This is a genomic window from Nesterenkonia sp. DZ6 (assembly GCF_022565835.1).
Lineage (GTDB): Bacteria > Actinomycetota > Actinomycetes > Actinomycetales > Micrococcaceae > Nesterenkonia.
On record NZ_JAJOYW010000001.1, the window covers coordinates 587,892 to 609,496 of the forward strand.

At 66.2% G+C, this 21,605-nt stretch carries 19 protein-coding genes; 6 read left to right on the plus strand and 13 right to left on the minus strand.

Features of this window, described 5'->3' with window-relative positions; all coding sequences use genetic code 11:
* Positions 1-90: 90 nt before the first annotated feature.
* Both LTH93_RS13390 and LTH93_RS02645 read left to right on the plus strand, forming a co-directional pair.
* A complete protein-coding gene (locus tag LTH93_RS13390) occupies positions 91-4,098 on the plus strand; it encodes an FtsK/SpoIIIE domain-containing protein (RefSeq protein ID WP_241469988.1) in 4,008 nt (1,335 codons plus the stop codon).
* Positions 4,095-4,289, plus strand: coding sequence for a DUF4913 domain-containing protein (locus LTH93_RS02645; protein ID WP_241469989.1), 195 nt, complete (start codon positions 4,095-4,097; stop codon positions 4,287-4,289). The genes LTH93_RS13390 and LTH93_RS02645 overlap by 4 nt, the downstream gene beginning before the upstream one ends.
* Before the next feature lie 149 nt (positions 4,290-4,438).
* Here LTH93_RS02645 and LTH93_RS02650 read toward each other — a convergent pair whose 3' ends face one another.
* The 5 genes from LTH93_RS02650 to LTH93_RS02670 form a co-directional block, all read right to left on the minus strand.
* Positions 4,439-4,684: a hypothetical protein gene (locus tag LTH93_RS02650; protein ID WP_241469990.1), complete on the minus strand. Its 246-nt coding sequence runs from the start codon at positions 4,682-4,684 to the stop codon at positions 4,439-4,441.
* Positions 4,681-6,129 (minus strand): glycosyltransferase family 2 protein, encoded by a 1,449-nt coding sequence (locus tag LTH93_RS02655; RefSeq protein WP_241469991.1) that lies wholly within the window; start codon positions 6,127-6,129, stop codon positions 4,681-4,683. Before LTH93_RS02655 ends, LTH93_RS02650 begins: the two co-directional genes overlap by 4 nt.
* Positions 6,126-8,234, minus strand: a complete 2,109-nt coding sequence (locus LTH93_RS02660) for a putative bifunctional diguanylate cyclase/phosphodiesterase (RefSeq protein WP_241469992.1) — start codon at positions 8,232-8,234, stop codon at positions 6,126-6,128. The genes LTH93_RS02655 and LTH93_RS02660 overlap by 4 nt, the downstream gene beginning before the upstream one ends.
* Positions 8,235-8,751: 517 nt before the next feature.
* A complete protein-coding gene (locus tag LTH93_RS02665; RefSeq protein ID WP_241469993.1) occupies positions 8,752-9,171 on the minus strand; it encodes a TraG/TraD/VirD4 family protein in 420 nt (139 codons plus the stop codon).
* 237 nt (positions 9,172-9,408) lie between these two features.
* On the minus strand, positions 9,409-10,572 hold the full coding sequence (locus tag LTH93_RS02670) for a sensor histidine kinase (RefSeq protein ID WP_241469994.1): 1,164 nt from the start codon (positions 10,570-10,572) through the stop codon (positions 9,409-9,411).
* A 39-nt stretch (positions 10,573-10,611) separates the two neighbouring features.
* Between LTH93_RS02670 and LTH93_RS02675 the strand changes: the two genes are divergently transcribed.
* The 3 genes from LTH93_RS02675 to LTH93_RS02685 all read left to right on the plus strand — a co-directional run bounded on the left by LTH93_RS02675 (position 10,612) and on the right by LTH93_RS02685 (position 12,389).
* Positions 10,612-10,887 carry a hypothetical protein gene (locus LTH93_RS02675; RefSeq protein ID WP_241469995.1) on the plus strand — a complete coding sequence of 92 codons (276 nt, stop codon included), beginning with the start codon at positions 10,612-10,614 and terminating at the stop codon, positions 10,885-10,887.
* 172 nt (positions 10,888-11,059) lie between these two features.
* On the plus strand, positions 11,060-11,752 hold the full coding sequence (locus LTH93_RS02680) for a PepSY domain-containing protein (protein ID WP_241464254.1): 693 nt from the start codon (positions 11,060-11,062) through the stop codon (positions 11,750-11,752).
* Between the two features lie 55 nt (positions 11,753-11,807).
* Complete coding sequence (locus tag LTH93_RS02685) at positions 11,808-12,389, plus strand: MarR family winged helix-turn-helix transcriptional regulator (RefSeq protein ID WP_241469996.1); 582 nt, start codon at positions 11,808-11,810, stop codon at positions 12,387-12,389.
* A gap of 27 nt (positions 12,390-12,416) precedes the next feature.
* Here the strand turns inward: LTH93_RS02685 and LTH93_RS02690 are convergent, their stop codons facing one another.
* From LTH93_RS02690 to LTH93_RS02715, 6 genes are all read right to left on the minus strand, one after another.
* On the minus strand, positions 12,417-13,325 hold the full coding sequence (locus LTH93_RS02690) for an SseB family protein (protein ID WP_241469997.1): 909 nt from the start codon (positions 13,323-13,325) through the stop codon (positions 12,417-12,419).
* The gene (priA, locus tag LTH93_RS02695; protein WP_241469998.1) at positions 13,322-14,083 is read right to left on the minus strand and encodes a bifunctional 1-(5-phosphoribosyl)-5-((5-phosphoribosylamino)methylideneamino)imidazole-4-carboxamide isomerase/phosphoribosylanthranilate isomerase PriA; all 762 of its coding nucleotides are present in this window, start codon (positions 14,081-14,083) and stop codon (positions 13,322-13,324) included. The genes LTH93_RS02690 and priA overlap by 4 nt, the downstream gene beginning before the upstream one ends.
* A 99-nt stretch (positions 14,084-14,182) precedes the next feature.
* Positions 14,183-14,824 carry an imidazole glycerol phosphate synthase subunit HisH gene (gene hisH / locus LTH93_RS02700; protein ID WP_241469999.1) on the minus strand — a complete coding sequence of 214 codons (642 nt, stop codon included), beginning with the start codon at positions 14,822-14,824 and terminating at the stop codon, positions 14,183-14,185.
* Complete coding sequence (gene hisB, locus LTH93_RS02705) at positions 14,821-15,438, minus strand: imidazoleglycerol-phosphate dehydratase HisB (RefSeq protein ID WP_106123307.1); 618 nt, start codon at positions 15,436-15,438, stop codon at positions 14,821-14,823. Before hisB ends, hisH begins: the two co-directional genes overlap by 4 nt.
* A 38-nt stretch (positions 15,439-15,476) precedes the next feature.
* Positions 15,477-16,616, minus strand: a complete 1,140-nt coding sequence (locus LTH93_RS02710; RefSeq protein ID WP_241470000.1) for a histidinol-phosphate transaminase — start codon at positions 16,614-16,616, stop codon at positions 15,477-15,479.
* A 52-nt stretch (positions 16,617-16,668) separates the two neighbouring features.
* Positions 16,669-17,034, minus strand: a complete 366-nt coding sequence (locus LTH93_RS02715; RefSeq protein WP_241464247.1) for a LysM peptidoglycan-binding domain-containing protein — start codon at positions 17,032-17,034, stop codon at positions 16,669-16,671.
* A 318-nt stretch (positions 17,035-17,352) separates the two neighbouring features.
* On the opposite strand from LTH93_RS02715, the gene lexA reads away from it, so the two are divergent.
* Positions 17,353-18,072, plus strand: coding sequence for a transcriptional repressor LexA (gene lexA / locus LTH93_RS02720; protein WP_241464246.1), 720 nt, complete (start codon positions 17,353-17,355; stop codon positions 18,070-18,072).
* A gap of 69 nt (positions 18,073-18,141) precedes the next feature.
* On the opposite strand, the gene LTH93_RS02725 is transcribed toward lexA, so the two are convergent.
* Positions 18,142-19,425 (minus strand): CapA family protein, encoded by a 1,284-nt coding sequence (locus tag LTH93_RS02725; RefSeq protein ID WP_241470001.1) that lies wholly within the window; start codon positions 19,423-19,425, stop codon positions 18,142-18,144.
* A 150-nt stretch (positions 19,426-19,575) separates the two neighbouring features.
* Positions 19,576-21,603 (minus strand): ATP-dependent DNA helicase, encoded by a 2,028-nt coding sequence (locus LTH93_RS02730; RefSeq protein ID WP_342357705.1) that lies wholly within the window; start codon positions 21,601-21,603, stop codon positions 19,576-19,578.
* Positions 21,604-21,605 lie beyond the last annotated feature (2 nt).

Sequence of the window (21,605 nt, forward strand, 5' to 3'; positions counted from 1 at the left end):
CGAATCGTGGGGGGCATAACCTCAGGGAAAGCGGACGCCGCGAAGCGCTCTCGCGGACGTCTCGGCACCCGAGGATCAGGAGGGACACGCGTGACCACGGCAGCACCGATGACCCTGGCCTTCACAGTCGTCCACGCGCCAGGGTCCGTTCCTGAGTCCTTGTGGACCCTGATGCGTCTCGCAGCGGGCGGTGCGCACGTCCACGAGCTGAGGATCGTCCTCGACGGCACCGCCATCCCCTCGGGGGCGCAGATCGATGAAGCGCTGTCCGCATGGGTCCAGAGCTTCCGGAGCGACTGTTCTTCCCGCACTGGGGTCCTGGCCGGCCCAGTCGGACCCGCCTGGGTCGCAATCCTGGACCATACGCCGTTGAAGGACCACGCCGCGGACTCCTCTTCGATCCATCACGGAATGGTCGTGGTGCTGCATCCCCGAGCCCATGCGGCGCAGCGAACCAGGTCGGACCCGTCACCGCTGCGACTGTGCATCAGCGCCGGGCCGGACTCCGGATGGATGGTGAAGGTCCCGCGAGGTGTCCACCTGCTGGGGCGGGGCACTGCGCATCGCGGCACCGCAGACATCCGGATCAATGACCCTCGTCTGGAGCCCGTGCATGCTTCGATCCATGTCAGTGCGACACAGGTGAAGCTGACTCGCTCAGGGACAGCTTCACAGCTGCTCGCCATCGAGGTCCCGGTCTCCGTCGGCGGGTCGCGCGTGGAGCTGGTCCAGAACGCGCCGGCGGCTGCCCCCGCAGCGATCTGGCCCCTGCCACGCGCAAGCGTCGCGGAACAGCCACCGTCCGGACGCCACCGCACGACGCTGCTCATGTCCTTGGCCCCGCTGATCGTCGGGATCGTGCTGGTGCTCGTCACCGGAATGTGGATCTTCCTGATGTTCAGCGCCGCCTCTGCACTCCTTGCTGTGGTCACACTCGTCGTCGCGCACCGGCAGCGCCAGCGCTTCCGCCGGGCCGTTCGCGCGGCCGCCACCGCATGGGCCCGGCAGCGCAGAGACCTGCTGACCCCACCAGGACGCTCCATCAGAGCCCTGCGAGCGCGGGCTCACCCGCGGAGCTCGCTCACCCCCACGGACGCCGAGGGCGTCGTCGTGACAGTGGGTGAGGCGAGAATCGATGCTGATCTGGACTGCCCGGGTGATACTGGACCGCCGGTTGACCTGCCGGAACTCTCGGTCTGCACAGCGACGGCGCTGACACTTCGCGCGTCTGAACACACCGCACTCTCGGGCCCACCTCGAGACCAGCTCAGCGTCCTGCGTTGGATTCTCGCGCAGCTGACCCACCATTGCCGAACAACTCCCGAAGTCATGCTCGCAGCAGGTCCCGAGGAGAGCGGCGGATCCCGGTCAGGTGAGCTTCTCGACATCACGGAGCTGCGCGACTATCCCCACGTGAGCGTCGTGCAGCGGCGCAGTCTCCCCGACGCGCTGCAGCTCAGACAGGCCAGGTCCCCTATCTCATCGGCACCGGTGCTGATCACCCCTGTTTCGCTGGACCCCGAACACATTCGGGCAGCGCTGCACGCCGGGTGGCACGTCATCTCCCCGGCCGGGTCCCCTGCCCTCCAAACACTGCCGGGGAAGCCACCGGAGGAGCAGGGGCTTCCCCCGGCAGCCGATGGCTGGCAGGTGAACCTCGAATCGGGCGAGATCCACCGGATCGAGTCAGGAGCCGCGCTGCGGGTCGCAACAGAGCTGGTTCCTGACGGACTGTCGCGACGGACGCTCCACGAACACCTCAGGCTGGGGCTCGCGCGGATCTCAAGGACGGCGACGACTCCCGAGGTCCCCGCGCAGTTCACCGCGGCCCTGCCCGACCCCCTGATGACGCGCAGCGCCCACCTGCGGCTGGAGACGCTGCTCGGCCGTGGGGCCGCCGACGCGGAGCTTCTGGACCTGGTGGAGGACGGTCCCCATATCCTGCTGGCAGGAACGACTGGAGCGGGTAAATCGGAGCTTCTGAAGTCGATGCTGCTCGGCTGGGCGGCCAGATACAGTCCCCGCGAGCTGAACTTCCTGCTCTTCGACTTCAAGGGCGGGTCGAGCTTCCAACACCTGGCGCGACTGGAGCACACGGTGGGTCTGGTCACGGACCTCACACAGGCACAGGCCGATCGCGCGCTGGAAGGCGTCCGATCTGAGCTCACCCGGCGGGAACGGCTCTTCCTCGAGTCCGGGGCCACCGACTACGCAGATTTCCGACGAGCACAGCCCGACCGGCCGCTGGCTCGGATCCTGGTGGTCTTCGATGAGTTCCGGATCTTCACGCAGGAGCTTCCGGCAGCGATGGGTGAACTGATGCGCCTTGCCACCCTGGGTCGATCGCTGGGCCTCCATCTGATCCTCGCGACCCAGCGCCCACAGGGAGTGGTCACAGCAGAGATCCGGGCCAACATCGGAACCACGATCTGTCTGCGTCTGCGCAGCGATGACGAGGCACGCGAACTGGTGGGAACCACAGCGCCCGCACATATCCCTCGGCACCTGCCGGGCCGAGCAATCATCCAACGCCCAGGAGAACCAGCGGTGGCGTGTCATGCGGTGCAGCTGCTGGACCGTTCGGCGAAGCTCCGGGCGCGTCCGGAAAGGTCCCCGATGCCGCCGGCGGCCGGGTGGCGAGAGACCACCCCGCACCTGGTCGAGACGCTGGGGGCGCATATGCGCCGGCAGCGGATTCGCAGACCCCACACTCCGCTGTGCCCTCCGCTGCCCGAGATCCTGCGAACGCCACTCCAGGCCCACGAGGTCCTCCTCGGCCTCATCGACGATCCCGCCCGGCAGGCGCAGCGTCCGCTTCGCCTCGACCTGAACGAGGGTCTGGGCACCGCCCTGCTGGGCGAGACCGGGTCTGGCGGCACCGCAGCCTTGGTATCGCTGGTCCACCAGCTCCTGGAGCTCCCCGCAGAGGTCCACGTGTACCTCCTGGACGGCGACCACTCCTTGGAACAGTTCCGGAGTCACCCACGAGTCGGGTCCTGGGTCACCACGGAACACCCTCAGGAGGCTCAACACCTGGTCAGCGAGCTTCACCGCCTGGTGGTCCGACGGCGCACCGCCCCGCCTCAGGAGCGCATCCCGGTGGTCCTCATCGTCTCTGGGCACCCGCAGTGGCATGGGTTGAGTCACCTGCTCGGCCTTGGAGGCCTGGAGCATGACCTGGGCGTCCTCATCGGTGAGGGAGCCGGCTTCGGTGTCAGCGCGGTGGTCGCAGGAGGCCGCGAGCTCGCCCTGGGGAAGCTGGGTTCGCGGCTCCCGTCCAGGATCTACCTCCCCTACGGCGTCTCCGAGGACGTGCGGCTGCTGTGGCCGAAGCTGCGCGTCACAGATCGCCTGCTCGGGCGCGGAGTCCTCGTCACGGCCGATGTTCCGCCCCCAGGCCTGACCGTCCAGCTTGTGACCGGCGTCCGCGTGCAGCAACCTCGGAGCCAGGTGATCGGCGGTGAAGAATCGACGAACCGTCCCATGCTCCGGGTGCACCCGCTGCCAGAAGCGATAGACCTCCCTGTGTTGAAACCCCGCTCGGAGGCGCTGCTGTTGGGCCTGCGCCAGTTCACGCACGCACCCGCCCTGCTCGAGGACGACTCCTGGCAGGTCGGGCTCATCCTCGGAGCCGCGCAGACCGGGAAGACCAACGCCCTGCGCGTGGTCGCCGCCCAGCGGGGGTGTTGGACTCTCGACGATCTTTCCAAGACCTGCGAGCACGGTGTCACCGAGGCTTCGGCCCCCCGGCTGCTCCTGGTCGACGACGCCGACCGGTGCACCCCCGCGCAGCACCGAAGTATTGAGGCGTGGCTGGACTCTGGGGGAAAGGTGCTGGCGACGGCACGGCCAAACCTGAACGTCGTCGGTCAGCTTCCCTGGTCCTACCGGGCACGTGGAGGCTCAGCGAACTTCGTGCTCAGTCCGCTGAGCCGCTCGCAGGGGGACGCCCTCGGCAGCTCCATTCCCATCCTGCCGAGACTCATTCCGGGACGTGCAGTGTGGACGGCATCCGAGGGGCCCCGGGTCCTCCAATGGTGGAGGCACCCGCGGACACCCTGTGCCGACCAGACCAAGGCCCAGGAGATCACCCGATGAAAGATCCCTTTGCCACCGAGCTTGAACTAGAGATCCCCGACGCCGAGGAAGAAGTGCGGGCCGAGGACGCCGAACCCAAGCTGGCATACCCCAATGCCGGGGCATGGGTGAATGACTGGCTATCGCCGCGCTACCGGCGCGAACTCGGCGGCAGCAAACGCCGCTGGGACCACCAAGAGAACTACTCATAAGGGGGCCTGTGTCGAAAGGTAGTGGATGCAAAGACGCTTTCGGTCACTACTCGATCGGCTGTAGGAGGATCTAGTCGTCCGAAGAACGAATCGCAGCTTTCACCTGTTCCTGCTGGCTCCAGCTTGGGCAGTTCCCCCTGGCGAATTGATCACTGTTCGGGTTTGGGAGGTGAGTCGGGATAGATGCTGCGCGTCTCGGATCGGCGCTGACGGCCATGAGCCCAGTCGCTCACGTAGATCCTCGGCAGGATCTTTGCGACCGCGAGTGCCACGAACATCACCGTGTTGATCGCGACGAAGCCTGCAAGCGACAAGAACCATGCCGATTCCAGCACCGTCGGGGGCAGCACCAGACCGTTGTGGGCGATGTTGTCCAGAACCTGATGAGGCTTCATCGTTGACCGCCTACCCCGGTGTCGTTCTCTGCCAGGTCTGCGTCCGCCGGCGTCACATTTCCCCAACTGGCGCGTTTGCCAAGAGTGATGTCGAGCACTCCCTTGAGGTAGACGACATTGAGAAACAGGTCGAACAGCAGTTCAGGAAGGATTGTCATGGCGAGGAGTCGTGCGCGCCACCCACCCCGCCATACCGTGATGACGCGTTCGGCGATGAAGATCGTTCCGACGCCCATCCAGAACGGGAACCAGATCCAGTAATCGATCGAGATCAGTGTGACCAGCAACAACAGGAGGAAGGAGCTGAGCGCGATCGCACTGTAGCCGATGCCCAGCTGCTGAACCCAGTAGCGGAACGTCTGCGAGGTCACGCCGTAGGCGCCGATATTCTCCAGCGCTCCGCGTTGCCAACGCAGCCGTTGCCGCCAGAGCAGACGTAGGTCAGGCATCAGTTCGGTGACCACAGTGCACTCTGCGGGCGAGATCATCAGCCCGCCGAGCGACTTTATCGCGATGGTCAGCTCGTTGTCTTCGGTCAGGGCAGCGGTGTCGTAGACATTGCCGCAACGGCCAGGGATCGTCTTGCCCCGATTCTCGGCAATCGTGGTCAATGCGAGTGGGCGGAACATTGACGCTGTCCCGGTGAGCACGAAGACACGCCCACGTCGGCGCCTGATCTGGCGCGCGTATCGGGTGTACTCGTTGCGTTGGAATTGTCCCAGCAGACCATGGCCTTCCTCGCCCTGGAAGAGGCCGCCCACCGCCATGAGTGCCCGGTCATTCACGAACCTCGTCACTCCAGCTTCGAGGAACCCGTCGTCGAGGCGAGTGTCAGCGTCCATCACCATCACGATGTCGTTCGGCCCGTGCCCAGGCAGGATCTCAGCCAGCACCTGGTTCAGACCGCCTGCCTTCTTCTCGGTGTTAGCAACGGTTTCGAACACCTCGACCCCAGCGGCGCGCGCAATCTCGACCGTGTCGTCGGAGCAGTTGTCGGCGACGACGATGACACGCGCGGGGCGGTGCGATTGGGCCGCCAGCGAAGACAGGGTGAGTGGGAGAGAGGCCTCTTCGTTGTGCGCCGGGATGAGCACTGTCACCGTCACTGGGCCGGAGAAGATGCCACGGGTAGATGCCATGACGATCTTTGGCGCCAGCGGGGTGCCGCTCTTATCTGAGGAGCGTCGGGAACGGTTGGACGCGCGTCGTTCAATCCGTGCGACCGCCGCGACTATGAACAGGACGATCGCGATGGCGGCGATGAGGAGGCTCAGCTGAGGGGCCTGCGTGTCGTAGGCCACCGTCCAGACGCCGAAGAGCAGTGCCTCCACCGGCTCACTGGCAGTCCAGGTATGACCCGCGGCCTGGGCAGACCAGAGCAGTGCGGCCGCCCCCACCGCGATGCCGACGATGAGCAGGCCCGTCCCACGATTCAACCGATTCATCGTCGAGTCCTGAAGCTTTCCCTGCCAGTTGCAGTTACTTTCCAGCGTGCCTCGAGCCACGCCAACGCCTCGTCAGGTGTCAGCGGCTTTGCCCACAGGTAGCCTTGGCCTTTGTCGCTGCCAAGCCGACACAGTGCGCTGAGCTGCGGTTCCGTTTCTATCCCCTCGGCGATGACGTCCATTCCTAGCGAGTGGGCGAGGCGCATGATGGTCTCGACGATGAAAGTGGGATGTTTTTCGCCTCCGTCGAGCCCATCGGTGAAGGACTTATCGATCTTGAGGGTGTGAGCCGGCAGTCGGTGCAGGTAGCTGAGCGATGAATAGCCCACCCCGAAATCATCGATCCCGAGGCGTACACCCAGCTCTGCCGCTTGTGTCATGTGTCGGATGGCTACATCGATGTCCCCCATCACCGCAGTCTCTGTGATTTCTAGGTGCAACCGATGCGGGTCGATGCCGGTGAGAGTGAGCATCTCCTCGGTGAACGAGATGCAGCTGGGATCCCACAACTGGCGCGGGGACATATTCACCGCGATCGACAGGTCGCGAACGCCGGGATTTTGTTGCTCCCAATCTCGCAGCTGCCAGAGTGCGTTCTCCAGCACCCACCTGCCGAGGTCAACGATCATGCCGCTCTCTTCGGCGGCTGGAAGAAACTCGGAGGGAGGAAGCAGTCCTCTTTGGGGATGCTCCCACCGGATGAGAGCCTCGAATCCTACCGGTGCGCCGGTCTTGAGATCCATGATCGGCTGGAATCGCAGACGGAACTCATTCCTGTGCAATGCCCCGCCGAGGTGTGACTTTGTCCGCATCCTCTGAGTGGCCTTCTGCTGCATCTGGTCGTCGAAGACGGCCGTACTGGCCCGTCCGTTCTCCTTCACGTCGTACATTGCGACGTCCGACTTGCGCAGCAGCGAGTCCGCTGTATCCGTGGGTTCGGAGAATGCGATGCCGATGCTGACACTGGCAAAGATCTCTTCGTCATCAAGGATGAACGGGTCGTGAGCCGCTGCCGCGACGCGACCGCTGAGCTTCTGAGCCCCTTCCGTGTCCATGTCGTCGCAGACGATGACGAATTCGTCGCCGCCGAATCGCGCAAGCAGGTCGCTTTGGCGGGTGAGCTCCTTCAGACGTGTCGCCAGTTGCAAGAGCAGCGCATCACCGGCCGCATGCCCACGTGCATCATTGATGATCTTGAACTGATCAAGGTCGATGAACAGCACCGCTATCTGCTCGTCCGTGCGGGTTGCCCGGGCAAGCGAACGAGTCAGTTGTTCGGTCAGGAGCCTCCGGTTCGCGAGGCCTGTCAGCGGATCGTGATTGGCCAGTTGCTCAAGTTCCGCCTCGGCGCTCTTGCGAGCCGTGATGTCTTGGAGCTGTACGTAGAACGATTCGGGCTGGCTGGCATCGTTGCGCAGGAGTACAACTGTCTTCTCCACGCACACAGCTTCTCCATCTGGACGCAGGTAGCGATATTCATTGCAGAAGTTGTCAACATCACGAAACAGAGCCTGTTCGTGGAGCGGGATCTCCCCCAAGTGGTCAGGGTGCAGGAACTCAGACAGCTGGTGACCGATAAGCTCTTCGACGGAGCGCCCGAGAAGTGTGCACACGGCAGGGTTTACGCGTGTCAAGCGTCCATCGGCATCGGCGATACCAATACCGATCGGGAAGTGCTGGATGCCGAGGGCAAAGACCGGCTCCGCCTCCCGCTTGTGCGCTTCAACCTCTCGAAACAAGGTGAGATCTCGGATCGAAACGAGGGTGACACGAGTCTCGCCGACGGTCATCTTGCGAAGCGAGACCTCCGCGGGGAATTCGCTGCCGTCTTTGCGGCGACCGCGTAATTCCTGACCCGATCTCATGCGCGAAATAAGCACCTGTTCAGCGGCTAGAGCCTCAGCGACCACCATAGGATCCGGTTCGCCCCCGATCAGCAGCTCGGGAGGCCTCCCGAGGAGCTCTTCCGGAGAGTAACAGAACACGTCAGCTGCCAGGTCGCTGATGGCGACCATGAGACCGCTCGCGTCGACCACAACGACAGGGTCCGGGTATCCATCCAGCAAACCTCGATACTGGCCCTGACACACATTGCAGGTATCCATGATCGGATCCTATCCCGCCCCAGGAGCAGAGCAGGCGCAACCAGAAGGGTGCCCTGACACGAGTCCCTGCTCGTCAGAGTCCCTCGAAGCCGGTGATTGTCAGCAGATCCACCACCGCAAACAGCGATTCAGGCAGCAAGGACCCCTGAGAGCCGTCGGTTCTCCATGCGTAGCCGCGTGCTCTGAGCGATCTCACTATTGCTGAGCGCTGCGCGGGTACAGGGATCGACCTGGCGCTGATATGCCCGGAGTCGGAGGGTGTCACGACCTACCCCGACCTGTTCCGAGATGAGCTCCAACGGGGCTGTACGGGAGGAATGCTCGGAGGGTTTACGAAGCGCCCATCAGACAGCGCGCCCCCACAGAGTGAGATCGACGCAACGTGGCACAACTACATGCCTCCAACATGAAAGATGCGGCATCAAACCTGGGACGGATCATGGTCCTGAGTAGTAATCGTGAGGCTCTGGAACTCAACCGACTGCCCTATATTCTTCTCTGCCCCAAGATGATTGCTTCAACATTGCCCGGCGAGATTCGCCACGTCAAGAATCCGCTCACGCTGGATCGACGTCGAGGTAGACCGGCCGCGCTGCTGGCTGCTCGTCTGGCGTTTCACCACGTCACGTTCCCCAACAAACTGGGAGAGAAACAGCAGAAACTCATCCTCAGACAGAACCGATCCGACCACCCGGATATTGGCCGAGGACCAGAGCTTACGCATCCCTTCTTTGCCGAACGCCTCCACGCCTCGGACGAAGCTTTGGAAGAACGTCGAGACCACGATGCCGCGCGAACCATAGTGCGAATACAGTTCCGGCAGTTCACGCCACCGGACCACATTCGCAGCCTCATCAAGAACCGCCATCACCGGGGGCGAGAGCCGGCCACCAGGGGCCCGGCCGGCGCGCTTCTCCGCAGCGCTCAGCATGGCCATGACCAACGCAGCGGTGATCGCCCGAGCAGATCCGCCACCCCGGTGGCAAGGGCTCCTCCGGCGCGTCAGCCTCAACCGGTCCCGACATCACACTTGTCCAAGGACGGTTGACGTCGGCCTCACCGCCGCTGTGCTGAGGAACAGCGCACCTGCGATCTCAACGCCGAAGCGTCCCAGCTCCAGGGCGCAGCCCGGTGTGGACGAGTTCCTGGTCATCGACGAGCAGTACCCGCAGCGTCACTGGGGACCCCGGGTGGGGAGCCGGGCCCGGACGCGGTAACCGGGCTCTCCGTCGTCGGCTGGTCCGTAGTCCAACCGACCCCCGGCAGCAGCGATCCGCTCGGCCATCCCCTGCAGCTCCGATCCGTGCCGGTCAGGCCGGACCGGGGTGGGCTCCCGCGGGCTGCCATGGTCACGGATGATCACGTTGACCACATCGGCCTGCAGGTCCAGACCGACATCCACGCTCTCCGCCGTCGAGTGGCGCAGCACATTGGTCAGTGATTCCTGCACGATCCGGTAGATGACCAGCTCCACAGAGGGACGGACCGTGGAGAGGTCCCCGTGGACGGTCAACGAGACGTCCAGTCCCGAGGTCCTGACGGCGTCGATGAGCTCAGCGAGCTGATGTTCTGCGAGTGCGGACTCTTGCGCGGCCCCGGTGCCGTCTTCGCGCAGCACCGCGATGGTGCTGCGCAGATCCACGGTGGCTTCCTGACTGGCGGTACGGACCCTCGCCACGGCCTGTTTCGCGGTCTCCGGGTCGCTGTCGATGGTCTCCGCCGCCACGCTTGCCTGGATGCCCACCACGGCCACCGTGTGGGCCAGGACATCGTGGAGTTCACGAGCGGCACGCAGTCGCTCCTCGGTGAGCTGGCGCTGATGCTGCTGATCCGCCAGCAGCAGTCGCAGGGAGGCCTCCTCACGGATCGTGCGCCGGCTGCGCAGCGCCTCCCCCAACAGCAGCAACACCCCCAGCAGCGAGATGTCGAAGAGCGTGCTCAGCGCCACCTGACCCAGCGGCTCCGCCTCGGGACCGCTGAGCCGGTAGGGCACGCTGATGAGACCGGTCAGCGCGAGGACCGCGAGCGCCCACCAGAGGTGCCCCTTCCACGCGGCGATCAAGACCGGCACGCCGATGGCCAGGGCTGGCGAGAAGTCGGGAATGCCGACGCTGACGGCGGCGTAGAAGCTGACGCTGGCGCCGATCAGGGCGGCCCGCGGGGCTCGTCGCGCAATAGCGGTCCAGGCCCCGGTGAACAGGAGGATCGCGACCACCGCCGCATCGACCTGCCGAGCCGGCTGATCTGCTGACTCCGAGGCGGCGATGATCATGACCACGGTGACCAGTGCTGCAGCCGCGAGGTCCAGAGGAATGCCGCGCCAGAAGGTGAAAGGCACCTTCCCAGTTTAGCCACCTGGCTCATCAATGGTCTGGCGATGGACCTGGAACGTATCGATGAGGTCGTGGAGGTCGACACCACGGAGGTCTGGGAGGTCACGGAGGTCTGGGAGGTCTCGAACTCAGGCACCCTCCCGCGCAACCCCACCGACCACACCAACCCGGATCTGGCCCAGGTGCTCCACTCTCACCTGCTTTGTCACGAGGATCTGGGCATGATCGGCCAGTTCGTCGTCGTCGAACCGGGGCAGCAGCCCGGAAATCGGTCGAAGAGTCGTCCCGGGAGTCCCTCAAGGAGTCAGCACGAACATTGAGCCCCATCCGCTCAGCGTCTGGCCTGGATCCAAGGTAGACGCAGATCAGCGCGGGCAACTATTCTCCAAGAATGCAGCAAGGCCCTGCTGCACGCAGCATCCCAGGAGGCTGGAGGCCAGTCGCACCGCCTCTCTGGGAGTCAGCCCATAGCCGCTTGTGGAAGGAGATCCGATGTCCCACACCCGCATGAGCACACGCAACGCTTTTCTCTCGATGGCCGCCATCTCGACGCTGGCGCTGAGCGCCTGCGCCAGTGATGAACTCGGCGCAGAGGATCCCGCCGAGGACGAAGACACTGCGCAGACCGAGACCGCTGAGACCGATGACACCGAGACCGCCGACACCGGGACCGAGGACACGACGGAGGACGCCACAGCCGAGGAGGACGCGGCGGGGACCGATGCGGATGAGGATGCTGCAGCTGATCCGGAGGATGCGGATACGCAACAGACGGACGAGACCTCGGACGGCGATGGTCCGCAGGAGCCCTATGACGCCGTAGACGCCGTCATGGCCGAATACCCGGATGCGATCGTCCTGGACTTCGACACCGAAGGCTTCTACTACGAGTTCACGATCTACGACGGCGAGGTCGAGTGGGAGCTCGAAGTGGACCGTGACAGCCTCGAGATCATCGATGCGGAGGAGGACGACGTCGACTCCGATGACCAGCGCAAGTCGGAGTCGGTGGAGATCGACTTCGCTGAGGCGCTGCGCACCGCCGCTGAGGAGGGCGACGGCGTTGCCGCCGAGGCCGATCTCGACGACGACAACGGCGCGGTGGTCTGGGAGATCGACCTGGACAACGGCACCGAGGTCTATGTGGATGTGGCCACCGGCGAGGTCGTCAACGTGGACAGCTGACATAGAATGGGCTGACTTGAGAATCAGCCGACTAGGGCAGGGAAGAGGTGAGGTCGTGACGGCCAGCCACAGCGACACCACCAGTGACAACGTGAACCAGACCGCGCAGGAGCCCGTCGGCGAGGCCTCCCGGGACGCCGTCGAGGCAGGCACGGTCGATGATCAACGCGGCCGTCACGACCTCACCGGCTTCTCTCCCAAGGCTCGGGCTTGGCGGTCCTTCTTCGAGACCTCCGCGATCATCAGCGATCGCATGGAGAAGCGGCTGCACTCCAGCACCGGGCTGCGGCTCACCGATTACAACCTGATGCTGCTCCTGGCCGAGGCCGAGGACAACCAGCTGCGCATGGGGGAACTCGCCGAGGGCATGGTCTTCTCCCCCTCCCGACTCTCCTACCAGGTCAAGTCGCTGCAGAAGCGCGGTCTGATCGATCGCTTCGCCGACGCCGAGGACCGGCGCGGCATGACCGCCCAGCTCACCGAAGAGGGGCATCGCGTCTTCGAGCAGGCCTCCCGGCTGCACGCCACGCATATCAAGCAGCTCTTCCACCCCGCGCTGGATGACGCCGAGGCCGACACGCTGCGCCAGATCTGCGAGCAGATCAAGGACACCGTCGCTGCGGCAGACCGGGCCTGAGCCCAGAGTCTGAGCCACGACCTCCGCTCAGCGGACCAGTTTCAGCTGCACCGAGTCCGCCCGATGGCGCAGCATCTCAAACTCCGACAGGGCCGCCTGCACGCTGGCCAGCGCCAGCCGGGCATCCACCTCATCGGCTCCGGGCGCCAGCACGACGCCGATGCTCAGCTCCGGTCCGCTGCCGCCGCCCACCACCGCATCTCCTGCCTCGGTGCGGGTCGCCACGCCGTCGCCGGGCTGCAGCTGCAGCTGGGCGACTCCGGGGCACAGATCCAGGATCCCCGCCAGCGACTCGGCCAGCTCGGGGTCCTGATACGAGGGCACCCATCGGGTGGCCTGCGCCAACGCCTCCACCGCGGGGCGGCGCAGCACGAAGGTCAGCTCCGCTCCGGGGTCCAGCACCGCGAGCTCGGCGCCCTCGGCCAGGGCCGCGAGCATGATCCGTTCGGTCTCGGCCGCCACCGGCCGGGCCTTGTCGTGCCAGGCGGTGAGTGCCTGCACGGAGGTGAACACCGGCATCGTCTGGCGTCCATCGCGGCTGGTGACACTGATCAAGGTGATGTCGGCCTGCTTGTCTCCCACCGGCGCGCCGCCATGGCCCGGTTCGGTCGAGCCGCCCGGGGCGGGCGCGGCCTCCTCGGCCAGCTCGGCGAGCACCGGGACGAAGAGCCGCTGCCCGGCCAGGGCGTTGACGAATCCCGCCTCATCGAGCTCGCCGGCGAGCAGCTGCTCCCGGGCGGACCGGACCGCGGCGGCGGCGAGGCCGTCGTCGCCGTCGAAGGTGTGCAGCGGGTTGCCGTCGCCGGAGAGGTCGCGGTCCGCCCAGGGGATCCCGGCGGAGTCCGCGGGGCGGCCCTCGGCGTCCCGGGGTGCACGCTGCAGCAGGGCAGCGATATGACCGGGCAGGTCCCTGCTGGGGGCGGAGTCCTGGTTCATGCGGAGGCTGCGGCCACCTTCAGCGCCTCGGGGAACTCGAACTTCCCGGCGTAGAGGGCCTTGCCCATGATGGCGCCCTCGACCCCGAGGGAGACCATCTTGGCCAGGGCCGCGACGTCCTCCAGGGAGGAGATGCCGCCGGAGGCGACCACAGGCTTCTTCGTCTTGGCGCAGACCTGGGCGAGCAGCTCGGTGTTGGGGCCGCGCAGGGTGCCGTCCTTGGTGACATCGGTGACCACGTAGCGGGGGCAGCCGGCGTCTTCGAGGCGCTGCAGCACCTCCCAGATGTTGCCGCCCTCGCGGGTCCAGCCGCGGGCGGCGAGGGTCTCTCCGCGCACATCCAGGCCCACGGCGATGGCGTCGCCGTGGCGTTCGATGGCGCGGGCGGTCCACTCCGGGTCTTCCAGTGCGGCGGTGCCGAGGTTGACGCGGGTGGCGCCGAGCTCCAGGGCCCGGTCCAGGGATTCGTCGTCGCGGATGCCGCCGGAGAGTTCGATCTTCACACCGAGCTCCTTGACCACGCGGGCCATGATGTCGCGGTTGTCGCCGCGGCCGAAGGCGGCGTCGAGGTCCACCAGGTGGATCCACTCGGCGCCCTGCTGCTGCCAGTTCAGGGCAGCTTCCAGCGGATCCCCGTAGCCGGTCTCAGATCCGGCCTCTCCCTGGACCAGTCGCACGGCCTGGCCGTCGGCCACGTCGACGGCGGGCAGCAGCTCCAGGGCGGGAACGGTGGCAGTGGGCGCGGAGGGCTCAGTCATGGATCTACTTTCGGCTGGATGTACGGCTGGTCGGAATGTCTGGCTGGGTGGGTCAGGTTCTCGGGCGGCGGACCCTCAGGTCACGCCGAAGGACAGCGGTCAGAGGCTCAGGATCCAGTTGCGCAGCAGCTGCATCCCCGCGTCACCGGACTTCTCCGGGTGGAACTGGGTGGCCGAGAGCGGACCGTTCTCCACCGCGGCGATGAAGTCGGCGCCGTGGTGGCTCCAGGTGACCTTCGGTGGGTTCATGGTCTCGATGGACTGATCGAAGTCCCAGGACTGCACGGCGTAGGAGTGCACGAAGTAGAACCGCTCATCCCTGAGCCCGTCGAAGAGCACGCTGTCCTCGGGCGGACGCACGGTGTTCCAGCCCATATGCGGGACCACGGCATCTTCGGGCAGGGCTGTGACCTCACCGGGCCACTCCCCCAGGCCTTCGGCGGGAATGCCGTGTTCGACTCCGCGGTCGAACATCACCTGATGCCCGACGCAGATGCCGAGCACCGGGCGGGACCCGGCGATCCGGCGGCCGATCCAGCGGGGTCCGTCGATCTCACGCAGCGCAGCCATCACCGCCGCGAAGGCGCCCACACCGGGCACCACCAGCCCGGAGGCGTTGAGCACCGCGTCGGTGTCTTTGGTCAGAATCACGTCCGCGCCGGCGCGCTCAAGCGCACGGACCGCGGAGTGGGTGTTGCCGGAGCCGTAGTCCAGGACGACGACGTCGGGCTTGCCGGTCACAGGGCACCCTTGGTGGAGGGGATCTCGTCGGTGCGCGGGTCGGACTCCACTGCTTCGCGCAGCGCGCGGGCGAAGGCCTTGAACTGGGCCTCGGCGATGTGGTGCGGGTCGCGTCCGCCGAGCAGGGTCATGTGCAGGCAGATCCCGGAGTGGTACGTGATCGCCTCGAAGACATGGCGGGTCATGGAACCGGTGAAGTGCCCACCGATGAGGTGGTACTGCTGACCCTCGGGCTCCCCGGAGTGGACCAGATAGGGCCTGCCGGAGACATCGACCACGGCCTGGGCGAGCGCCTCATCCAGCGGGATGGTGGCATTGCCGAATCGTCGGATGCCCCGCTTGTCTCCCAGGGCGACGCGCAAGACCTCGCCGAGCACGATGGCGGTGTCCTCGACCGTGTGGTGCACGTCGATGTGGGTGTCGCCGGAGGCTTCGACGTCGAGGTCGATGAGGGAGTGCCGGGACAGTGCGGTGAGCATGTGGTCATAGAACGGCACACCGGTGCTGATGTTCGAGGTGCCGGTCCCGTCGAGGTCCATCCGGACCTTGACGCTGGACTCGCTGGTGACACGTTCCATCTGGGCGATGCGCCCGGAGATCAATTCTGCTCCCATAACTCCTGCTTGGTGGTGGGGTACGCCAACGCTTCAGTCTACGCGGTGGTGCTGGTGATGAATCGCTGCAGCGAGGCCAGGAAGTCGCCGGTCTCCTCCTCGGTGCCGGCGGTCACGCGCAGATGCCCGGGGATGCCGACGTCACGGATCAGGATCCCGTCCTCGAGCAGGTGCTGCCAGGCGGCCTTCTCGTCGGTGAGGCCGCCGAAGAAGACGAAGTTGGCGTCCGACGGCGCCGGGTGCAGACCCATCTGCCCCAGCGCGGTGACGATCCTGTCGCGCTGTTCCTTGATCCGTTCCACATTGGCCATCAGGGTTCTCGAGTGGTCCAGGGCGGCGACGGCGGTCGCCTGCGTCACCGCGGAGAGGTGGTACGGCAGCCGCACCAGTCGCATGGCGTCGGTGACCTCGGGGGCCGCGGCCAGGTAGCCCAGTCGGCCACCCGCCAGCGCGAAGGCCTTGCTCATGGTGCGCGAGACGATCAGCCGTTCCCGCCCGGGCAGCAGCGCCAGCGCCGAGCCGGTTCCGGACTGGCGGAACTCGCCGTAGGCCTCGTCCACCACGACCATGGTCTGAGATTCCTCGGCGGCGGCATAGGCGGCCTCCACGGTCTCCAGCGAGAGTGCGGTGCCGGTGGGGTTGTTCGGCGAACACAGGATCACCACGTGGGGACGGTGCTCACGGATCTGCGCGGCGACGTCGTCAGGGGTCTGGGTGAAGTCAGCCGCGCGGGTGCCGGCGATGTACTCGCTGTAGGTTCCGCGGGCGTAGAGCGGGTACATCGAGTAGGTCGGCGGGAAGGAGAGCACCGAGCGGCCCGGGCCGGCAAAGGCCTGCAGGATGTGCTGCATGATCTCGTTGGAGCCGTTGGCGGCCCAGATGTGCTCGGCCGTCAGCTCGGCCGGCTCTCCCTCGGAGGCGAGGTCTCGGTTCAGGTATTCGGCGAGCTTCTGTCGCAGGACCGAGAACTCGCGGTCCGGGTAGCGATTGAGCTGGGCGGCCGCGGCGCGGACCTCTTTGCCGATGGCATCGACCACATCGGCCGGAACGTCATAGGTGGTCTCGTTGACATTGAGCATCGCCTTCACGCTCAGCTGCGGGGCTCCGTAGGGTTCTTGACCCTGGAGCTCCTCGCGCAGCGGCAGTCGGGACAGGTTCCTGGCACGGGATGAAGTCACCGGGACATTCTAGCCGGGTGATGCGCACCGACTTCAGCTTCCCGCGGTCTGCTCAGTCTCGTGGGACGAACAGTTCCTGGCCCGGGGTGAGCTCGGAGCCGTTGAGACCGTTGAGCTCAGCGATCTGCCCGATGAGGACCTGGGCGTGCTCCTCGGAGTCCACGGAGGCCGCGACGCTCCACAGCGTGTCCCCCGCGCCGACCGTGACCACCTGTGCGTCCACGCCTGGGACGTCGCCCGAGGAGGCCTGCGCCTGGTTCAGCAGCGAGGTGGCCAGCATGAGCGCACCCAACAGTGCGACCGCCAGGACTGCCAACGCGGGCAGGCCCAACAGGAGGAAGCGACCGCGGCGAGTGAGGTGCACTGCCGGAGCCGGTGCGGAGTCAACAGGTGCAAGTGCAAGCGGTGCTGTACTCATGGGGAAGAACCTCTCATTCGAACGTGTGTACTATTTCTAGCACATAGTTTCGAATCTTGACCAGACTCGCCGCAGAATCAATGGAATCTCTCTACGATTTCGAGTAACCTGAGCGCCAAGTTCGAAGTGATCTTCGAAGCGAATCTCACGGTGAACAGTCCACCAGCAGGGTCTGACATGGATGCTGACACGGGTCCCGGCGGGGTCAGCCCCGCTTCGGTACAGGGTCGAATCTCGGTCCGCTCGGAGCTCGGTCCGCTCGGGTCCGGCACTGCTTCATCGGGACGCAGAACGCTCAGCACAACTACGGAGGCAGCAATGGCGCGGAACACCAGGGACTCATCGGCAGCGCCGCGACTGACGGATCGGCAGCGGCAGATCGTCGATGTCATCCAGGAGTCGCTGGCCGAGCGCAGCTACCCTCCCTCCATGCGTGAGATCGGCGACGCCTGCGGGCTGGCCTCACTCTCCTCGGTGACTCACCAGCTGGCGCGGCTCCAGGAGCTGGGCTACCTCAGACGGGTGCCCGGGCGACCGCGCGCCATGGAGGTGCTGCGTGACTCTGCCGGCGCCCCCGTGCTCAGCGAACAGGCCCAGGAGGCCGAATCTGCGGCACGTGACGCAGTGGTGGAGCTGCAGGGCTACCGCACCCAGTCCGACAGCCGGATCTCTGAGATTCCCATGGTGGGTCAGATCGCGGCCGGTGGACCGATCCTGGCCGATCAGCAGGTCGAAGACATCATGCCGCTGCCGCGGCAGCTCACCGGCGAGGGCGAGCTGTTCATGCTTCAGGTCCGCGGTGACTCCATGATCGAGGCCGGCATCTTCGAAGGCGACTGGGTCGTGGTGCGTCGGCAGAACACCGCAGAGAACGGCGACATCGTCGCCGCCCTGCTCGATGACGAGGCGACCGTGAAGACGCTCAAGCGCCGCGACGGCCACGTCTGGCTGCTCCCGCAGAACCGGCAGTATGAGCCGATCCTCGGCGACGAGTCCACCATCATGGGCAAGGTCGTCACGGTGCTGCGCAGCCTCTGAGGCAGCTGCAGGTCCCCCACACACGCCGCGGTGCCCCCAGCTCTTCCCGGCCCTCCGAGACCCGGCGTCCTAGTCCCGGCGCGGCACCACCGTGGGTTCCTCCCCCGTGGGTGACGGTGAATCCTCGCGGAGCTCCTGCTCCGTCATGACGTCGAGGACCCGCGACCACCGGTCTTCAACGGTTTCCGCGCTGAGTTCGACCCCAGGCGGAATGTTCCCCTCGGCGAGGTCGCGCAGTGGCCAGATCCCTCGGTGAGGCTCATCATCGGTCGGGCCGCGATCCACGGTGACGGGCAGCCAGTCCATGGAGATGACCTCGGCGTCCTCGTCGCTGACCTCGACCGTTGCGTAGACCACTGTTCCGCTGGCAGTTTCTGGGATGCAACAGGCCTCGTCCTGGTTGGAGAGGAAATTGCCCATGGACCACACCACCCACATGCCCTCACCTGACGGGCCGCCCTCGAGGTGTTCCAGCGGCTGGGGCGTGTGCGAATGGCTGCCGAACACCACGTCGATCTCACCACCGGCTGCCAGCTGCTCGCCATAGTCCCGCTGCTCTTCAGCGGGCTGGTGGACATACTCCTCACCCCAGTGCACAGAGGCGACGACGACGTCGGCGCCGTCCTCGCGCGCCTGGGCCGCCTGGTCTGTGAGCTCCTCGGGAGTGACATCGGCGACGCGCCACAGTTCATCCTCCGGCGGTGGATATGCCTGGTTGTGGAGCATGGTGGTGGCCACATGCGCCACCGTCACCTCTTGTCCGCCGCGTTCCAGCGTGTAGAGCTGGGGCTGGGCGGCTTCGGCTTCAGTTCGCGCGGTTCCCGCATGTCCCAGGCCAGCGTCGTCGAAGACGTCGAGCGTGCGCTCCTGCCCGGCCGTTCCCTGGTCGAAGGAATGGTTGTTTGCTGTGGAGCAGCCGTGGAAACCCACCGAGGCGAGATCCCCGGCGAGTTCCGGCGGGGCCGCGAACACCGGATAACCGGCCGGCTCCACACCCTCTGGGGCGATCGGCACCTCCAGCCCGCACAGGGCAAGATCAGCACCACTGATGAGATCTTCAACCCCGCCCATCAGCGGCGCAAACGAGTAGTCTGCGCCGTCGGCGAGCGCAGCTGCCTCGTCAATGATGGGGCCATGGAGAAGCATGTCCCCCGTGCCGGCGATGGTGAACTGCTCCGGCTGAGGTTCGTCAGTCTCCGCCTGGTCGGCTTCATCGTCGTCGATGTCGGGCCGCGCGGTGTCAGTATCGCTGTGCGCATCGGTCGGCACAGCGGGCGCGGCGTCGTCATCCCCAACGCCTTCGGCGCAGCCGGCCAGGGTGAGCGCTGCCGCCAGCACCCAGAAGCAGGTCATGGGGCCTGAGCCTGTGGTGCGTCTTGGATCCGACATCGTCTGTGAGCCTCCCGTGGTCACCCATCATGTGGGATTGATTCTCTTCTGCAGCCTCACCCGGGAAGCGCACTGAGCCCAGCTCGCAGCACCCGACTCACCTCACAGGTCGAGCTAGCCGTCTGACTCGGCCAGCCGGGCCAGCGCCCCGCGGGCCAGATCCCCGTTGACGGTGGGCCAGAAATCTGGCATCGATTGCTTCAGGAAGCCGCCGTAACGCGCATTGGCCAGGCGTGAGTCCAATATGGCCAGCACCCCCTTGTCCTCCGAGGTGCGGATCAGCCGTCCAGCACCCTGGGCCAGCCGGGTGGCGGCGTGGGTGGCAGCGACCTGCATGAACCCGTTGCCGCCATGCTTGGTGACCTCCTGGCTGCGCGCACTGACCAGTGGATCATCCGGTCGTGGGAACGGGATCCGGTCGATGGCCACCAGCCGGCAGGACCGGCCGGGCACATCCACGCCCTGCCAGAGGCTCATGGTGCCGAACAGGCAGGTCTCCTCATCCTCAGCGAAGGCGCGCACCAGCGCGGACATCGTCGAGTCGCCCTGGCAGAGGATAGGGATATCAAGGCGCTGCCGCAGATCCTCGGCCGCCTCCTCGGCGGCGCGGCGAGAGGAGAACAGCGCGAGGGTCGCACCCTTGGAGGCCTCGATGAGACCGGCCAGCTCATCACGCTGGGCCTGGGCGGTCTTCATCGACGGCGGCGGCAGGTGCTTGGCCACATAGAGCACCCCCTGTTTGGGGTAGTCGAAGGGGCTGCCCACATCCACGGCGTCCCAGGCCGGGGCCTTCTCCCCCGCCAGGCCCAGTGACCCGGCCACGGGGTCGAAGCTGTCGCCGATGGTCAGCGTCGCGGAGGTCAGCACCACGGTGCGATCACCGAAGAGGCCTTCACGCAGCCGCCCGGCCACCGAGGTGGGTGCGACGTAGATGAGTGGGGACTCATCCAGATCTGCCTCCTGGTAGCCCCGACCCGGCACGAACGCTCCGGGCCTGTTGAGCCAGACCACGTCGGGGGTGTCCGGGGAGTCCAGGATCCGGTTGGCGGTGTCGAGCACGGCCTGCATCCGGGACCTGGCGGTGCTGCGCCCGGGATCGGCCTCGGCGTCACCGGTCGGCTTCGAGTCCGAAAGTGCGGTCCGTGCGGCGTTGCGGGCCAGCTCGACCGCCTCGCGCTGCTGCGGGTTCAGGCCGCGCGCGAGCAGGCCCGAGTCGATCCGGTGGAAGGCCGCCTCCACGGCGACCGCGGAGCTCTGCAGCGCTTCGACGTTGATGGCGGTGTGCCGCCGAGCGGAGGAGGCCGCGGCCTTGATCATCTGTGCGGAGAGCTGCGCGGTCACCGCGGAGGTCACCCGGTCGGCCAGTTCATGGGCCTCATCGACGATGACGGCGTCATGGTCCGGCAGCACGTCGAGCCCCTCGAAGGCATCAATGGCCAGCATGGCGTGATTCGTGATCACCAGGTCGGCGTCCTTGGCCTTCTCCCGGGCTCGCTCGGAGAAGCACTCTGCCGCCATCGGGCATTTGCGCGGGCCGATGCAGTCCACCGCGTTCACCGAGATCTGCCGCCAGGCCCGGTCGGTCACCCCGTTGGGCAGGTCATCCCGGTCCCCGGTCTCGGTGACCTCGGCCCACTCGCGCAGCGCCACGATCTCCTTGCCCAGCTGAGAGCCGGGTTCGAAGGCGGTGACCCCGCCGGTGGGTTCGTCGGCGAAGGCGAAGAGCGCCTGTTCGTCGTCGTCCTCGGGGAAGCCGCCGTCCATCTTGTGCTTGCAGGCGTAGTTCGCGCGGCCTTTGACCAGGGCCACGTCGACCGGTCGGTCCACGTGCTCGGCGATGTTCTCCAGCAGGCGCGGAAGATCACGGCCCATGATCTGGGCCTGAAGCGCCAGCGTGGCGGTGGAGATCAGCACCGGCTTCTCCGCGTCCAGTGCGTGGACCACCGCCGGCACCAGATAGGCCAGTGACTTGCCCGTGCCGGTGCCGGCCTGGACCAGGAGGTGACGGCGCTTGCGCAGCGCCATGGCCACATGTTCGGCCATGGTCACCTGCCCCTCGCGCTTGACTCCGCCCATGGCGGTGACGGCGCGCTCGAGCAGGTCCGTGGTCTCCTGGTATCCCGTGGACCGGCTGGTGCTCACGC

Bases quoted from the DNA above. Each gene is read 5' to 3' on its own strand.
- LTH93_RS02645 (WP_241469989.1), top strand. From the start codon at position 4,095: ATGAAAGATCCCTTTGCCACCGAGCTTGAACTAGAGATCCCCGACGCC.
- LTH93_RS02650 (WP_241469990.1), bottom strand. From the start codon at position 4,684: ATGAAGCCTCATCAGGTTCTGGACAACATCGCCCACAACGGTCTGGTG.
- LTH93_RS02655 (WP_241469991.1), bottom strand. From the start codon at position 6,129: ATGAATCGGTTGAATCGTGGGACGGGCCTGCTCATCGTCGGCATCGCG.
- LTH93_RS02660 (WP_241469992.1), bottom strand. From the start codon at position 8,234: ATGGATACCTGCAATGTGTGTCAGGGCCAGTATCGAGGTTTGCTGGAT.
- LTH93_RS02665 (WP_241469993.1), bottom strand. From the start codon at position 9,171: ATGGCCATGCTGAGCGCTGCGGAGAAGCGCGCCGGCCGGGCCCCTGGT.
- LTH93_RS02675 (WP_241469995.1), top strand. From the start codon at position 10,612: ATGGACCTGGAACGTATCGATGAGGTCGTGGAGGTCGACACCACGGAG.
- LTH93_RS02680 (WP_241464254.1), top strand. From the start codon at position 11,060: ATGTCCCACACCCGCATGAGCACACGCAACGCTTTTCTCTCGATGGCC.
- LTH93_RS02690 (WP_241469997.1), bottom strand. From the start codon at position 13,325: ATGAACCAGGACTCCGCCCCCAGCAGGGACCTGCCCGGTCATATCGCT.
- priA (WP_241469998.1), bottom strand. From the start codon at position 14,083: ATGACTGAGCCCTCCGCGCCCACTGCCACCGTTCCCGCCCTGGAGCTG.
- hisB (WP_106123307.1), bottom strand. From the start codon at position 15,438: ATGGGAGCAGAATTGATCTCCGGGCGCATCGCCCAGATGGAACGTGTC.
- LTH93_RS02715 (WP_241464247.1), bottom strand. From the start codon at position 17,034: ATGAGTACAGCACCGCTTGCACTTGCACCTGTTGACTCCGCACCGGCT.
- lexA (WP_241464246.1), top strand. From the start codon at position 17,353: ATGGCGCGGAACACCAGGGACTCATCGGCAGCGCCGCGACTGACGGAT.
- LTH93_RS02725 (WP_241470001.1), bottom strand. From the start codon at position 19,425: ATGACCTGCTTCTGGGTGCTGGCGGCAGCGCTCACCCTGGCCGGCTGC.